General features: G+C 66.9%; 14 protein-coding genes. 7 read left to right on the forward strand and 7 right to left on the reverse strand.

What is annotated here, in order from left to right; all coding sequences use genetic code 11:
- Nucleotides 1–41 precede the first annotated feature (41 nt).
- Complete coding sequence (gene miaB, locus GFD32_RS02895) at nucleotides 42–1,391, reverse strand: tRNA (N6-isopentenyl adenosine(37)-C2)-methylthiotransferase MiaB (protein ID WP_163575065.1); 1,350 nt, start codon at nucleotides 1,389–1,391, stop codon at nucleotides 42–44.
- Between the two features lie 427 nt (nucleotides 1,392–1,818).
- Here miaB and GFD32_RS02900 point away from each other — a divergent pair, with 427 nt between their 5' ends.
- Together GFD32_RS02900 and GFD32_RS02905 are read left to right on the forward strand one after the other, a co-directional pair.
- Nucleotides 1,819–2,448 carry a TIGR04211 family SH3 domain-containing protein gene (locus tag GFD32_RS02900; protein ID WP_240455527.1) on the forward strand — a complete coding sequence of 210 codons (630 nt, stop codon included), beginning with the start codon at nucleotides 1,819–1,821 and terminating at the stop codon, nucleotides 2,446–2,448.
- Between the two features lie 48 nt (nucleotides 2,449–2,496).
- A complete protein-coding gene (locus tag GFD32_RS02905; protein ID WP_163575066.1) occupies nucleotides 2,497–3,135 on the forward strand; it encodes a class I SAM-dependent methyltransferase in 639 nt (212 codons plus the stop codon).
- Here GFD32_RS02905 and GFD32_RS02910 read toward each other — a convergent pair.
- The 5 genes from GFD32_RS02910 to cysP form a co-directional block, all read right to left on the reverse strand.
- A complete protein-coding gene (locus GFD32_RS02910) occupies nucleotides 3,132–3,722 on the reverse strand; it encodes a YajG family lipoprotein (RefSeq protein WP_163575067.1) in 591 nt (196 codons plus the stop codon). The genes GFD32_RS02905 and GFD32_RS02910 overlap by 4 nt on opposite strands.
- An 88-nt stretch (nucleotides 3,723–3,810) precedes the next feature.
- Complete coding sequence (locus tag GFD32_RS02915; protein ID WP_163575068.1) at nucleotides 3,811–4,920, reverse strand: sulfate/molybdate ABC transporter ATP-binding protein; 1,110 nt, start codon at nucleotides 4,918–4,920, stop codon at nucleotides 3,811–3,813.
- Nucleotides 4,917–5,744 carry a sulfate ABC transporter permease subunit CysW gene (gene cysW / locus GFD32_RS02920; RefSeq protein ID WP_163575069.1) on the reverse strand — a complete coding sequence of 276 codons (828 nt, stop codon included), beginning with the start codon at nucleotides 5,742–5,744 and terminating at the stop codon, nucleotides 4,917–4,919. Before cysW ends, GFD32_RS02915 begins: the two co-directional genes overlap by 4 nt.
- Entirely contained in the window at nucleotides 5,744–6,601 is an 858-nt protein-coding gene (gene cysT / locus GFD32_RS02925; RefSeq protein ID WP_163575070.1) for a sulfate ABC transporter permease subunit CysT, read from the reverse strand. The genes cysW and cysT overlap by 1 nt, the downstream gene beginning before the upstream one ends.
- Nucleotides 6,598–7,608, reverse strand: a complete 1,011-nt coding sequence (gene cysP / locus GFD32_RS02930) for a thiosulfate ABC transporter substrate-binding protein CysP (RefSeq protein ID WP_163575071.1) — start codon at nucleotides 7,606–7,608, stop codon at nucleotides 6,598–6,600. The genes cysT and cysP overlap by 4 nt, the downstream gene beginning before the upstream one ends.
- Nucleotides 7,609–7,773: 165 nt before the next feature.
- Here cysP and rpe point away from each other — a divergent pair, with 165 nt between their 5' ends.
- Both rpe and GFD32_RS02940 read left to right on the forward strand, forming a co-directional pair.
- Entirely contained in the window at nucleotides 7,774–8,475 is a 702-nt protein-coding gene (gene rpe / locus GFD32_RS02935) for a ribulose-phosphate 3-epimerase (protein ID WP_163575072.1), read from the forward strand.
- Nucleotides 8,472–8,747 carry a GIY-YIG nuclease family protein gene (locus GFD32_RS02940; protein WP_163575073.1) on the forward strand — a complete coding sequence of 92 codons (276 nt, stop codon included), beginning with the start codon at nucleotides 8,472–8,474 and terminating at the stop codon, nucleotides 8,745–8,747. Before rpe ends, GFD32_RS02940 begins: the two co-directional genes overlap by 4 nt.
- On the opposite strand, the gene GFD32_RS02945 is transcribed toward GFD32_RS02940, so the two are convergent.
- On the reverse strand, nucleotides 8,734–10,032 hold the full coding sequence (locus GFD32_RS02945; RefSeq protein WP_163575074.1) for an NAD(P)/FAD-dependent oxidoreductase: 1,299 nt from the start codon (nucleotides 10,030–10,032) through the stop codon (nucleotides 8,734–8,736). The genes GFD32_RS02940 and GFD32_RS02945 overlap by 14 nt on opposite strands.
- Before the next feature lie 104 nt (nucleotides 10,033–10,136).
- On the opposite strand from GFD32_RS02945, the gene gph reads away from it, so the two are divergent.
- The 3 genes from gph to GFD32_RS02960 all read left to right on the forward strand — a co-directional run bounded on the left by gph (nucleotide 10,137) and on the right by GFD32_RS02960 (nucleotide 13,368).
- Nucleotides 10,137–10,931 carry a phosphoglycolate phosphatase gene (gene gph / locus GFD32_RS02950; protein ID WP_163575075.1) on the forward strand — a complete coding sequence of 265 codons (795 nt, stop codon included), beginning with the start codon at nucleotides 10,137–10,139 and terminating at the stop codon, nucleotides 10,929–10,931.
- Between the two features lie 277 nt (nucleotides 10,932–11,208).
- Complete coding sequence (trpE, locus tag GFD32_RS02955) at nucleotides 11,209–12,705, forward strand: anthranilate synthase component I (RefSeq protein ID WP_163575111.1); 1,497 nt, start codon at nucleotides 11,209–11,211, stop codon at nucleotides 12,703–12,705.
- Between the two features lie 78 nt (nucleotides 12,706–12,783).
- A complete protein-coding gene (locus GFD32_RS02960) occupies nucleotides 12,784–13,368 on the forward strand; it encodes an anthranilate synthase component II (RefSeq protein ID WP_163575076.1) in 585 nt (194 codons plus the stop codon).
- The last annotated feature ends 16 nt before the right edge of the window (nucleotides 13,369–13,384 follow it).

Raw genomic sequence — 13,384 nt, forward strand, 5'->3', positions numbered from 1 at the left:
CGGGCTGGGCCGGGGCAATGCGTGACGATGGCTCGCTGGCGTCAGTATAGTTCGGGAGATGCGAGCTCGCCGCGCAGCGAGTTGGGCAGCGCCTCGCTGATCTCCACGTCGACGAAGTAGCCGATGAGTTCGGTGGGGTTGGCGGCGCGGAAGTTGACGACCCGGTTGTTCTCGGTGCGCCCGGAGAGCTGGCCGGGATCCTTGGGGGAAAAACCGGTGACCAGGATGCGCTGGGTGGTGCCCACCATGCGGCGGCTGATCTGCATGGCATGCTGATTGATGCGCTCCTGCAGAATCGCCAGGCGCTGCTTCTTGACGCTCTCCGGCGTCTCGTCGGCAAGGTCGGCGGCCGGGGTGCCGGGGCGCGCCGAGTAGACGAAACTGAAGGAGTGGTCGAAGCCGATGCGGTGGATCAGATCCATGGTGGCTTCGAAATCGTCGTCGGTCTCGCCGGGGAAGCCGATGATGAAGTCCGAGGAGAAACTGATGTCGGGGCGCAGCTCACGGATGCGCTCCAGCTTGTCGACGTACTCCTCGACGGTGTGACCGCGCTTCATGGCCGTGAGAATGCGATCGGAGCCAGCCTGAACCGGCAGGTGCAGGTGACTGACCAGTTCGGGAATCTCGCCATACGCCTCGATCAGGCTGTCGGAGAACTCCACCGGGTGCGAGGTGGTGAAACGGATGCGGTCGATGCCCTCCACCGCCGCCACGCAAGCGATCAGTTCGGCCAGGTCGATCTCGTCGCCCAGTTGGTTCAATCCGCGATAGGCGTTGACGTTCTGGCCCAGCAGGTTGATCTCGCGCACGCCCTGGTCGGCCAGGTGTATCACCTCGTCCATCACTGCCTCGAAGGGGCGCGAGACCTCTTCGCCGCGGGTATAGGGCACCACGCAGAACGTGCAGTACTTGGAGCAGCCCTCCATGATCGACACGAAGGCCGTGGCGCCGTCGGAGCTCGGCTTGGGCAGGTGATCGAACTTCTCGATCTCGGGGAAGGTGACGTCGACCACCGAGATCGGCTGAGCGCTCTTGCCGCGCTGCTCGAGCATGTTGGGTACGCGGTGCAGCGTCTGGGGGCCGAACACCATGTCCACGTGGGGCGCGCGCTTGCGCAGATTCTCGCCCTCCTGGCTGGCCACGCAGCCGCCCACGCCGATCACCAGGTCGGGATTGGCTTCCTTGAGCTTCTTCCAGCGGCCGAGCTGGTGGAATACCTTCTCCTGGGCCTTTTCACGAATCGAGCAGGTATTGAGCAGGATGACGTCGGCCTCGCCTTCGTCGTCGGTCAGCTCCAGCTGGTGGGACTCGCCGAGCAGATCCGCCATGCGTGCGGAGTCGTACTCGTTCATCTGGCAGCCATGAGTCTTGATGAAGAGTTTCTTCGCCATAAGATAGAGTCTTCGTCGGTTGCCCGACGCGTGTCACCGGTGAATGGAACGTCGCGAGGATGTGGCGCTGGGCCGTTGCGCAGGCCGGTCATTATACGGCAGCACCCGGAACGGGGCCAGCACGGGCTGCCCCCGGCGCCACTTTGGCTGTGGTAACCTGTCAGCCGGTCGCGGGCGGTGTCTCATGGGCCCGGGGCGCAACGCGATATCGGGTCGATCACGTGATGACCAAGGTGCCGAAGGGCCCGCAGGACGGCACCTGGCAGTGGTTCTCCAGCGTTTTTCCCGATGGTTGTCCACAGAAGCTGTGAACAACTGCCCGAGTGGCACAGGTCTCATCGGTCATCGTCGCAACGGGAGGTTGGGCGATGGCTCGGATCGCGGTAGAACGGTTGCTGCAGGAGCCTTCGACAGTCAGGACTACGGCATGATCATGCAACGAAGCAAGACGCTGTTGGTGGGAGTGGCCCTGGGGCTTTTCGCCTTGCCTCTCGCCGCCCAGCAGAATGACGACGCGACCCACTGGGTTTCCGACGAACTGACCACCTGGGTGCGCAGTGGCCCCACCGACGGCTATCGCATCGTCGGCACCCTCACCGCCGGCGAGCCGGTGACGGTGCTCGAGACCAGCGGCGACTACAGCCGCGTGGAAAACGACGAGGGGGAAACCGTCTGGGTGCTCAGCGAGGAGCTTCAGCAGGAGCCCAGCGCCCAGGAGCAACTGCCCGAACTGCGGTCTCAGGTGGAGACCCTGGAAGCGGAGCTCGCCAGCATCAACGACACCTGGGAGAACCGGGTGGCCACCATGACGGAAACCCTCGAGCAGCGTGAGCGGCGCATCGCCGAACTCGAGGAGCGCAACCGGCAACTGGACGGACAGACGCAGGAATCCAGCGCGACCATTCGCGAGCTTCAGGCACGTCTCGATACCCAGGAAGAAGACCTGCTGATACGTTACTTCATGTACGGCGGCGGCGTGGCCGGCGCCGGCCTGCTGGTGGGGTTGATCATTCCGCACTTGCCGCGGAAGCGGCGCAAGAACGACCGCTGGTTCTAGCAGCTGGCCCTGATCGACTGCAAGAACCGACGAGCTGCAGGAGAGAGTATGGGACAGGAGTGGCTCAAGCGCTGGCGCGAAGGGCGCATCGGCTTTCACCGCGATGCCACGCACCCCGCGCTGGTGCGTCACTGGCCCCTGCTCGGGGCACGGCCCGGTACCAAGGTGCTCGTGCCGCTATGCGGCAAGAGTCTCGACATGCGCTGGCTGGCGCGCCATGACCATCCGGTGCTGGGCATCGAGCTGGCGGAAGAGGCCATCGAGCAGTTCGTGGCCGAGGGAAATGGGGCGGTGTCGCGCTACCGCCAGGAGCCGTTCGCCATCTGCCGGCAGGGCAGTGTCGAGCTGTGGTGCGGCGACTTCTTCCATTTTCACATCGAACAGGCCGCCGAGATCGGCGCCTTCTACGACCGCGCGGCGTTGATTGCGCTGCCCGCCGCCACCCGGCAGCGCTATGCCTTCCATCTGGCGCAGCTGATTCCCCCCGGTGCGCCCGGCCTGTTGATCAGCCTGACACGCGCGCCGGGCGACACCGGAGGACCACCCTACAGCACGGATGCCGCGGAGGTGCGTGCCCTCTTCGAACCCAACTTCCGGGTCACTCACCTGGAAGACGGCGAACCGGAGCCCGGCAGCGGCTTCCGCGAGAGTGTGTGGGCGTTGGTGCGCCGCGGTCCGAAGGTCTAGCGCGCCAATAGCTGTCCCAGCTCCGGATCGCGGAAAGCGCGGTCCAGGGCATCGCTGATCAGCTCGTTGAGCATGTCCGCATTCTCCTCGCGGTTGGGGCGCAGGGCGAAGCTCTGGGTTCGCCGCGAGGTGTAGGTGCCGGTATAGGTGGTGCCGCCGTTGACGGCCTTGGCCTCGAGCACGGCTTCCAGTCGGGCTTCGCCGAGCAGCGGCTGGCCGTCTCCACGTTCGTAGCCCAGGCGCTGGAGAGTGAGCGTCAAGGTGGGGCGGTCGGAAGCCGATTCGGTCGTGGGGGAAAAGCCCATGTCGCGAACCGCGCGCTCGGCTTCGCGCTGCAGGCGGGGAGTCAGCTCCCGCGGTGTGACGGTGATGACGGACGTGGACATGGCGCTGCCCGAGCGCGTGCCGATCACTTCCTCGTCGCGGGCGTCGGCGGCTTCGACGGTCACCGCCTGGCCGCTGCCGGCCTGCGGTACCTCGGCGGTACGGCGTGGATCGAGCTGCAGATAGTGCGGGCTGGCGCAGCCGGCCAGTACCAGCGTGGCCAATAGGGCCGCGGCGGCGCGCCCGAGGGGGTGTCCAAGCATGCGAATCTCCCGGTCGTGATAACACCTAGCCAAGTCGCGACAGGCCGGTGGCCCGTCGCGTGGCGAGTATAGCGCCTGCCGGTTGCGATCAGGAAATGGCGGCAGACGTCTTGCTCGCCGTGGTATCGCGACTTTCGGGGAAACGATGCCAACGGCGCGGCACGGCGAACAGGCGCTGCCCACGGGCGAGACCGAGGCGCTCGAAGTCGGCATGCCGCACCGTGGCCAGCCAGGGCTTGGCCAGCCAATCCGCTTCGAGTTCGACGCGTACTTCGGCGCCGACCGGGGAAATCGCAGTCACCGTGACGGGTAGATGGGCCTCGGCGCTGGGCGTCTCGGCCAGTCGCACTTCATGGGGGCGCAGCAGCAGTTCCTCCGGGCCGTCGGGGAGTTCCACCGAGAGCTTGGCATCGCCGCAGGTCAGCACGCCGCGGCGCACCTCGCCCTCCAGGTGATTGACGTCGCCCAGGAACTCGAAGACGAAGCGGTTGGCGGGCGCGCGATAGAGCGTGTCCGGGGCGTCGATCTGCTCGATGCGGCCGTTGCTCATCACCACCACCCGGTCGGAGAGCTCCAGCGCCTCCTCCTGGTCGTGGGTGACGAAGACGCTGGTGAAGTTCAACTCGTCATGCAGGTGGCGAAGCCAGCGACGCAGTTCCTGGCGTACCTTGGCGTCGAGGGCGCCGAAGGGCTCGTCGAGCAGCAGCACGTCGGGGCGCAGCGCCAGAGCACGGGCCAGCGACACGCGCTGCTGCTGGCCGCCGGAGAGCTGCGCCGGATAGCGGCTGGCGAAGGCTTCGAGCTGCACCATTTCCAGCAGGCGAAGCACCCGGGCACGGATCTCGCCGCTGCTCGGACGGCTCTGGCGCGGTAGCACGGTGAGCCCGAAGGCCACGTTGTCGTACACCGTCATGTGGCGGAACAGCGCGTAGTGCTGGAAGACGAAGCCGATGCGCCGGTCGCGCACGTGAACCTGGGTGACGTCGCGGTCGCCGAACAGGATGCGTCCGGCGGGTTCGCAGTCGGCGTTTTCCAGTCCGGCGATGATGCGCAGCAGGGTGGTCTTGCCCGAGCCCGAGGGGCCGAGCAGCCCGACCAGCTCACCGTCGTGGATGTCCAGGTTCACCGGCTCCAGCGCGCGAGTCTGGCGTCCCGGCTTCCCGAAGGTCTTGGCGACGTCATGCAGATGGATGCTCATGGGTAAGCCTCCCGGCGCGCGGCGCGCCATTCCAGGCCGGCCTTGGCGGCAAGGGTGAACAGGGCGATCAGCGCCAGCAGGGCGGCGCTGGCGAAGGCGCCCACGGTGTTGTAGTCCTGATAGAGCAGTTCGACGTGCAGCGGCAGGGTATTGGTCTCGCCGCGGATGGCTCCGGAAACCACCGAGACGGCGCCGAATTCGCCCACCGCCCGGGCGTTGGTGAGAATCACCCCGTACAGTAGCGCCCAGCGGATGTTGGGCAGCGTCACCCGGCGAAAGAGCGTGAAGCCCCGGGCGCCGAGCGTCACCGCGGCTTCCTCCTCGCGGGAGCCCTGGGCCTGCATCAGCGGGATCAGCTCGCGGGCCACGAAGGGGCAGGTGACGAAGACGGTCACCATCAGAATGCCCGGCCAGGCGAACATCAGTTGGATGTCGTGGGCGTCGAGCCAACCACCGACCCAGCCGTTGCGGCCGTAGAGCAGCAGGTAGACCAGACCCGCCACCACCGGCGACACCGCGAAAGGGATGTCGATCAGGGTCTGCAGCAGGCGCCGCCCCGGGAAGGTGAACCGGGTCACCAGCCACGCCAGGGCCACGCCGAACACCAGGTTGATCGGGATGGTCATCAGCGTCACGAACAGCGTGAGGGCGATGGCCGCGACGGTGTATTCGTCGCTGACGTTGCTCCAGAAAGTACCCACGCCCTGGGCGAAGGCCTGGGCGAAGATCGCTACCAGCGGCAGCAGCAGAAAGAGCCCGGCCAGCGCCACGGCGGCGAGGATCAGGCCGCGGCGCACCGCCGGGGCATCACCGATACGTTGCATCAGCCGTTTCCTCCGTGCAGGCGTCGGACGAAGCGGCCCTGCCAGACGTTGATGGCCAGCAACAGCAGCAACGAGACGGCGAGCACCACCGAGGCGATGGCCGAGGCGCCGGCGTAGTCGTACTCCTGCAGCCGGACGAAGATCATCAGCGCGGTGATCTCGGTTTCGTAGGGCGTGTTGCCGGCGATGAAGATGATGGCGCCGAACTCGCCCAGCGAGCGCACGAAGGCGAGCCCCGTGCCGGTGACCAGCGCCGGCCACAGGTGGGGCAGGATCACCCGCCGGAAGGCGACGCCATCGCGGGCGCCCAGCGTCATGGCGGCCTCGTCCACTTCATGGGGAAGATCTTCGAGCACCGGCTGCACCGTGCGCACCACGAAAGGGATGCTGGTGAAGGCCATGGCCAGGGCGATGCCCACCCAGGTATAGGCGACTTCGATGCCCAGCGGGGCGAGGAGCCCGCCCATCCAGCCGTTGCTCGAGTAGAGCGTGGCCAGCGTGATGCCGGCCACGGCAGTGGGCAGGGCGAAAGGCAGGTCCATCAGTGCGTCGAGCAGGCGCTTGCCGGGAAAGTCGTAGCGCACCAGAACCCAGGCCAGCAGCAAGCCGAAGACGGCGTTGGCCAGCGCCGCCACGGCGGCGGCGCCGATGGTCACCAGGTAGCTGGCGACCACCCGCCCATCGGTGACGATGGCCCAATACTCGGCGAGGCTGACCCCGGCCAGCTGACCGAAGAGTCCGGTCAGCGGCAGCAGCAGCACCAGCGAGACGAAGGTCAGGCTGATGCCCAGCGAAAGGCCGAAGCCGGGCAGCACCCGTTTCGGGGCGCTGCCGGCCAGTGATGCCAGCGTGATCATCGGCGTTGCAGCTGATCCAGCAGGGCGCCACTTTCGAAGTGGGTCGCCATGGCCTCATCCCAGCCGCCGACGATCTCTTCCACCGTCAGCAGTTCGGTCTCGGGAAACTGGTCGGCGAACTCGTCCACCACTGCCTCGTGGTGCACCCGATAGTTGAAGCCGGCGAGCAGGCGCTGCATCTCCTCGGTGTAGAGGTATTCCAGGTAGCCCCGGGCCAGCTCCTCGGTACCGTTGCGTTCGGCGTTCTCCTCGACCACGGCTACCGGAAACTCGGCGAGGATGCTCACCGGCGGCACGACCACGTCGTAGTCGTCGCTGCCGTACTCGCCGCGGATGTTGTTGACCTCGGATTCGAAGCTGATCAGCACGTCGCCGATGCCGCGCTCGATGAAGCTGGTGGTGGCGCCGCGACCGCCGGTGTCGAACACTTCCACGTTGCCGAGGAAGGTGCGCATGAAGTCGTGGATCCGTTCCTCGTCACCGTCGAAGGCCTGATCGGCGAAGCCCCAGGCGGCCAGGTAGGTGTAGCGGCCGTTGCCCGACGTCTTGGGGTTCGGGAAGACGATCTCCACGTCCTCGCGTGCCAGGTCGTCCCAGTTCTCGATGCCCTTGGGATTATCCTTGCGCACCAGGAAAGCGGTGGTGGAGTAGTAGGGCGAGGCGTTGTTGGGCAGCTGCTGCTGCCAGTCCTCGGCCACCAGGCCGGCGTCGGCCAGCACCTGAACGTCGGTGACCTGATTGTAGGTGACCACGTCGGCGCGCAGCCCCTGGAGGATGGCCCGGGCCTGGGCCGAGGAGCCGCCGTGGGATTGCTTGATGGTCACTTCCTCGCCGTGCTCGGCTTGCCACCAGGCCTGAAACTCGGGATTCACGGCGGCGAAGAGTTCGCGGGCGATGTCGTAGGACGAGTTGAGCAGCTCGCGGTCGGCGGCCAGCGTTGGGGTGACCAGGCTAGCCCCCAGAGCCGCGATCAGCGCAGAGCGGCGCAGTGTCGATAGCAATGCCATGCCAGAAACTCCTTGAAATCTTGGACCTTGGTTGGCAAGGCTAATTCTAGCTTGTTGGAATTACAATGAGATCTTTTATTCTATTTTTGAATATATGTGTGGCGCTCTCTGCCCCCTGATAAACTGTGCCTCTTACGGAATGACAACCTGCTCGACGGACATGCCATGACCGACCCGAACCGCGACTTCCTCATCGCCCCCTCGATTCTCTCCGCCGACTTCGCCCGCCTCGGCGAGGAAGTGGACAATGTGCTGGCCGCCGGTGCCGACATCGTTCATTTCGACGTCATGGACAACCACTACGTGCCCAACCTGACCATCGGGCCCATGGTGTGCGAGGCGCTGCGCAAGCACGGTGTCACCGCGCCCATCGACGCCCACTTGATGGTCAAGCCGGTGGACCGGCTGATCGGCGACTTCATCGATGCCGGGGCGAGCTACATCACCTTTCATCCCGAGGCCTCGGACCACATCGATCGTTCGCTCTCGCTGATCCGCGACGGTGGCTGCCAGTCGGGGCTGGTGTTCAATCCGGCCACGCCGCTCGCCTATCTCGACTACGTGATGGACAAGGTCGACATGATCCTGCTGATGAGCGTCAACCCCGGCTTCGGCGGACAGGCGTTCATTCCCGGTACGCTCGACAAGCTCCGCGAAGCGCGCCGCCGCATCGAGGCCTCGGGACGCGACATTCGCCTGGAGATCGACGGTGGCGTCAAGGTCGATAACATCGCCGAGATCGCCCGCGCAGGGGCCGATACCTTCGTGGCCGGCTCGGCCATCTTCAAGGCCGCCGAGGCGAGCGATCCGCATCGCTACGACAGCGTGCTGCGGGCCCTGCGCGAGCGGCTCGCCACGGCGCGATGAGTCAAACCGCCGCCTGCTGGCACCTCTACGTGATCGAGACCGCCGGCGGGGCGCTCTACACCGGCGTTACCACCGACGTGGCACGGCGCCTGGTCGAACACGCCGAGGGGCGCGGCGCCAAGGCGCTACGCGGCCGCGGCCCCTTGACGCTGCTCCACCAGGAAGCGGTGGGCGGCCGCGGCGAGGCACAGCGCCTCGAAGCCGCCGTGAAGCGGCTCTCGCCCGCCGCCAAGCGGGCCTGGCTGGCTCGGCGGCGACTCAATGAAGCTTGAGACGCGGCCGAATGAACCGGTTCAGCCCATCCACCAGCACGATCACCGCCGTCTTCAGGTTGCCGTGAATGGCGCGCTGGTGCAGGCGATAGAGCGAGGCGTAGAAAAACTTGGCCAGATGCCCCTCGACGAACAGGCGGCGTGCCGAAGCGCCGCGCATCAAGGTGCCTATCGCATCGAAGTGGGCGAGTGAGATCAGCGAGCCGCGATCGCGGTACACGAACGGCTTCAGCGGCCGGCCGTCGAGCTGAGCGAGCAGGTTGCGGTAGAGCAAGCTTGCCTGCTGGTGGGCGGCCTGGGCGCGAGGCGGCACCGTGCCGCCGTCGGCCTGCGGGCAGCTGGCGCAGTCGCCGAAGGCGAAGACGTTCGGGTCGTCGACGCTCTGCAGGGTCTCGTGCACGGCGATGCGCTGGCCCTTGGCCAGGGTCAGGTCGAGCTCGGCGAGGATGTCGGGCGCCTTGATGCCTGCCGCCCAGACGTTGAGATCGGTGGCGATGTGCCGGCCGTCGGCGGTGTGAATGGCATCGGCGTCGATCTCGGTCACCTTCGTGGCGGTGTGCACCTGGACGCCGAGGCCCTCGAGTTCCTCGCGAACGGCCTGGCGGACTCGTTCGGGCAGGGCCGGCAGCACGTCCTCGGCGGCCTCGATGAGGTGTACGTCGAGCTGGTGGCGGTCCAGTTCGGTGACCCCGTAGCTGTGCAGCATCAGCAGGGCGTCGTAGAGCTGGGCGGCGAGCTCCACTCCCGTGGCGCCGCCGCCCACGATGCCCACCCTCAGCTGCGGCGCCTGGTGCTGCACGGTGGCGCTGTAGCGCAGGAAGGTGGCGAGCATGTCGCGGCGGAAGGCTTCGGCCTGCTCGGGGCTGTCGATTAAGTGGCAGTATTCGGCCACCCCCGGGGTGCCGAAGTCGTTGCTGACGCTGCCCAGCGACAGTACCAGTCGGTCGTAGGCCAGCTCGCGGGGCGGCAGGATCTCCTCGCCCTCGTTGTCGAGCACCGCGGCGAGCTGCAGCCGGCGCTGCTGGCGGTCGAGCCCGCGCAGGGTGCCACGCTGAAAGCGGTAGCCGTTGCCGCGGGCATGACTGGCGTAGGCGATCTCGTCGAGGCCGGAGTCCAGCGCACCGGTGGCGACCTCATGCAGCAGCGGCTTCCAGATGTGGGTCGGGCTGCGGTCGACCAGCACGATCTCGGCCCGGCCGCGTCGTCCCAGGCGCCGGCCCAGGCGGGTCACCAGCTCCAGGCCGCCGGCGCCGCCGCCGACCACCACGATTCTCGGTTTGCTCATGAGGGCACTCCTTGGCACGTGAAAACAACAGCATAGGCCTGCCGGCATTCCCTGCCCATGGCCCGTGCGGCACAATACGACTTTTTCAATCCTGGAGTCAGCGCATGCATCCCATCCTGGCCGGCATTCGCCTGGTGACCTTCGATCTGGACGGGACCCTGGTGGATTCCGTGCCCGACCTGGCCGTGGCGGTGGACGCCGCCCTCGGCGATCTCGGTCTGCCCGCCGCGGGCGAGACCAAGGTGCGCGACTGGGTGGGCAACGGCTCGCGGGTGCTGATGGAGCGGGTTCTTGCCCATGCTGTGCTCCAGAGCGAGGCGCCGGGGGCAAGCCGAAGAGGAGGTCCGATTCCAGGGAAGGAACCGGTAGCGCCCAGGGAAGGGTTCACAGCGCCTCCTCGTAGGCTTGTCGCCGGGAAAGCCGATCGGGAAGCCCTCGGCGAGGTCGACCATGCCCTGCTGGAGCGTGCCCACGCCGCCTTCCTCGAGCACTACGCCCGCGACCCGAGTTCGCGCACGCGGCTCTACCCCGGCGTGCGCGAGGCGCTGGACGGCCTGCGTGGGGCAGGCTTTACGCTGGCGCTGGTGACCAACAAGCCCGAGGCCTTCATCGAACCGATTCTCGCCGGTTTCGGCCTGGAGGGGCACTTCGCGTTGTGCCTGGGCGGCGACTCGCTGCCCCGGAAGAAGCCCGACCCCGCGCCGCTGCTGCATGTGGCGGCGCACGTCGGCGTGCCGCCGGCGGCCTGTCTGATGGTGGGCGATTCGCGTCACGACATCGCCGCCGGCCGGGCGGCCGGTTTTCGCACCCTGGCCGTACCCTACGGCTACAATCACGGCGAACCGGTGCGCGACAGCGGCCCCGACGGCCTGGTTGAATCGCTGGGGGAACTCGTTTAGGCTGATTTAGCTGCTGCTATAAGACCAGCTTCATCAATATGTTTTTGCTATAACGCACGAATCGATCACCTTCAGCTTGCGGAACCCGTTCGATGATCAGCCGCATGATGCCGGATAACCCCATTTCCTTTGGCGGCGCCCGCTCCGGCTCCGACCCCCTCGTTACCCTGCTGCCCCTTCGGGGCGGCTGGCGATGGTGACGCTCACCCCGCTTTGCTGAGCCGCGGCGCCTGCGCGCCCTCATCGCCAATCCGTTACATCGAGGATTCCGGGCATGATGACCCCCGAACGTTTTCGTGAGCTGGCCGACGCCGGCTACAACCGCATTCCGGTCACCCGCGAGGTGTTGGCCGATCTCGACACGCCGCTCTCCACCTACCTCAAGCTCGCCGACGCCCCCTGGACCTTCCTGCTGGAGTCCGTACAGGGCGGCGAGAAATGGGGTCGCTATTCGATCATCGGTTTGCCCAGCCCGGAGCGGGTCGAAGTACGCAACTTTCACGTGCGTCACCTGATCGATGAGCGCGAAGTCGAGGCGGAAGAGGTCGACGACCCGCTGGCCTGGATCGAGTCCTTCCAGGCGCGCTTCAAGGTGCCGCGCCTCGACGACCAGCCGCGTTTCGACGGCGGGCTGGTGGGCTACTTCGGCTACGACACCATCCGCTACATCGAGCCGCGCCTGCGTGGCCCCCAGGTGGCCGCCAAACCCGATCCGCTGGGCGTGCCCGATATCCTGCTGATGGTGTGCAACGAGCTGGTGGTGTTCGACAATCTCTCCGGTCGCCTGACGCTGTGGACCCACGCCGACCCGGCCGAGGCGCACGCCTACGCGAACGCCTACGAGCGCCTGGAACGCCTCGAGATCCGCCTGCGCAGCGCCACTCTCAACACCACCAGCCCCGGCAGCGGTGCGGCGGCGGTGGAAGAGGGGCACTTCACCTCCGGGTTCACCGAGGAAGGCTTCAAGGCGGCGGTGGAGCGCATCAAGGAGTACGTGCTGGCCGGCGACGTGATGCAGTGCGTGCCGTCGCAGCGCATGTCGATACCCTATCGCGCCTCGCCGCTGGATCTCTACCGCGCGCTGCGCAGCCTCAACCCCTCGCCGTACATGTTCTTCTTCAACCTCGGCGACCACCACGTGGTGGGCTCTTCGCCGGAGATCCTCACCCGTCTGGAAGACGGCGAGGTGACGGTGCGGCCCATCGCCGGCACGCGGGTGCGCGGCAAGAGCGAGGCCGAGGACCGGGCGCTGGAGGCCGATCTGCTCGCCGACCCCAAGGAACGCGCCGAGCACCTGATGCTGATCGATCTGGGCCGCAACGACGTGGGGCGCATCAGCGAGACCGGCTCGGTGACAGTGACCGACAACATGGCGGTGGAGCGCTACTCCCACGTCATGCACATCGTCTCCAACGTCACCGGGCGACTGAAGCCGGGGCTTTCGGCCATGGACGTGCTGCGCGCCACCTTTCCGGCGGGCACGCTCTCCGGTGCCCCCAAGATCCGTGCCCTGGAGATCATCGACGAGCTGGAGCCGGTCAAGCGCGGCGTCTACTCCGGGGCGGTGGGCTATCTCTCCTGGCACGGCAACATGGACACCGCCATCGCCATCCGCACCGCAGTGATCAAGGACGGCGAGCTCCACGTCCAGGCCGGCGCCGGCGTGGTGGCCGACTCCGTGCCCGAGCTGGAGTGGCAGGAGACCCTCAACAAGGGCCGTGCCATCTTCCGCGCCGTGGCCATGGCCGAGCGCGGCCTCGACAACCTCGAGTAGACGAGCCGCCACCCCCCGATTTCCCCGCGTCCGACCACGGTCGGGCGAGTGCCCCAGGGGCCTGAGAGAGAACGAGTCATGAAAGTCTGCATGATCGACAACTACGACAGCTTCACCTTCAACGTGGTGCAGTACCTCGGCGAGCTGGGCGCTGAGGTGGAGACCTACCGCAATGACGCCATCACGCTGGACGAGATCGAGGCCATGGCGCCCAGCCACCTGGTGATCTCGCCGGGCCCCTGCACGCCCAACGAGGCGGGCATCTCCATGGCGGCCATCGAGCGCTTCGCCGGGCGCCTTCCCATTCTCGGCGTGTGCCTGGGCCACCAGGCGATCGGCCAGGTCTACGGCGGCGAGGTGGTGCGCGCCCCACAGGTGATGCACGGCAAGACCTCGCGCATCCGCCATCGCGGCCAGGGCGTTTTCGCCGGCCTGGAAGACCCGCTGGAAGTGACGCGCTATCATTCCCTGGTGGTGGCCGCCGAAAGCCTGCCGGCCTGCCTCGAGGTGACTGCCTGGACCGACGACGATGACGTGACGCCGGGGCTGATCATGGGGCTGCGTCACCGTGAACTGGACATCGAGGGAGTGCAGTTTCACCCCGAGTCGATCCTGACCCGCCAGGGGCACGAGCTGCTGGCCAATTTTCTCGAGCGCCGATGAGTCGCGCCCGCTGAAC

Origin of the sequence: Halomonas faecis, assembly GCF_010993975.1 — a bacterium.
Classification (GTDB): Bacteria; Pseudomonadota; Gammaproteobacteria; order Pseudomonadales; family Halomonadaceae; genus Halomonas; species Halomonas faecis.

Bases quoted from the DNA above. Each gene is read 5' to 3' on its own strand.
- rpe (WP_163575072.1), top strand. From the start codon at position 7,774: ATGACCGACCCGAACCGCGACTTCCTCATCGCCCCCTCGATTCTCTCC.
- cysT (WP_163575070.1), bottom strand. From the start codon at position 6,601: ATGATCACGCTGGCATCACTGGCCGGCAGCGCCCCGAAACGGGTGCTG.
- GFD32_RS02915 (WP_163575068.1), bottom strand. From the start codon at position 4,920: ATGAGCATCCATCTGCATGACGTCGCCAAGACCTTCGGGAAGCCGGGA.
- cysW (WP_163575069.1), bottom strand. From the start codon at position 5,744: ATGCAACGTATCGGTGATGCCCCGGCGGTGCGCCGCGGCCTGATCCTC.
- trpE (WP_163575111.1), top strand. From the start codon at position 11,209: ATGACCCCCGAACGTTTTCGTGAGCTGGCCGACGCCGGCTACAACCGC.
- GFD32_RS02910 (WP_163575067.1), bottom strand. From the start codon at position 3,722: ATGCTTGGACACCCCCTCGGGCGCGCCGCCGCGGCCCTATTGGCCACG.
- GFD32_RS02945 (WP_163575074.1), bottom strand. From the start codon at position 10,032: ATGAGCAAACCGAGAATCGTGGTGGTCGGCGGCGGCGCCGGCGGCCTG.
- GFD32_RS02940 (WP_163575073.1), top strand. From the start codon at position 8,472: ATGAGTCAAACCGCCGCCTGCTGGCACCTCTACGTGATCGAGACCGCC.
- GFD32_RS02960 (WP_163575076.1), top strand. From the start codon at position 12,784: ATGAAAGTCTGCATGATCGACAACTACGACAGCTTCACCTTCAACGTG.
- GFD32_RS02905 (WP_163575066.1), top strand. From the start codon at position 2,497: ATGGGACAGGAGTGGCTCAAGCGCTGGCGCGAAGGGCGCATCGGCTTT.
- miaB (WP_163575065.1), bottom strand. From the start codon at position 1,391: ATGGCGAAGAAACTCTTCATCAAGACTCATGGCTGCCAGATGAACGAG.
- GFD32_RS02900 (WP_240455527.1), top strand. From the start codon at position 1,819: ATGATCATGCAACGAAGCAAGACGCTGTTGGTGGGAGTGGCCCTGGGG.
- gph (WP_163575075.1), top strand. From the start codon at position 10,137: ATGCATCCCATCCTGGCCGGCATTCGCCTGGTGACCTTCGATCTGGAC.
- cysP (WP_163575071.1), bottom strand. From the start codon at position 7,608: ATGGCATTGCTATCGACACTGCGCCGCTCTGCGCTGATCGCGGCTCTG.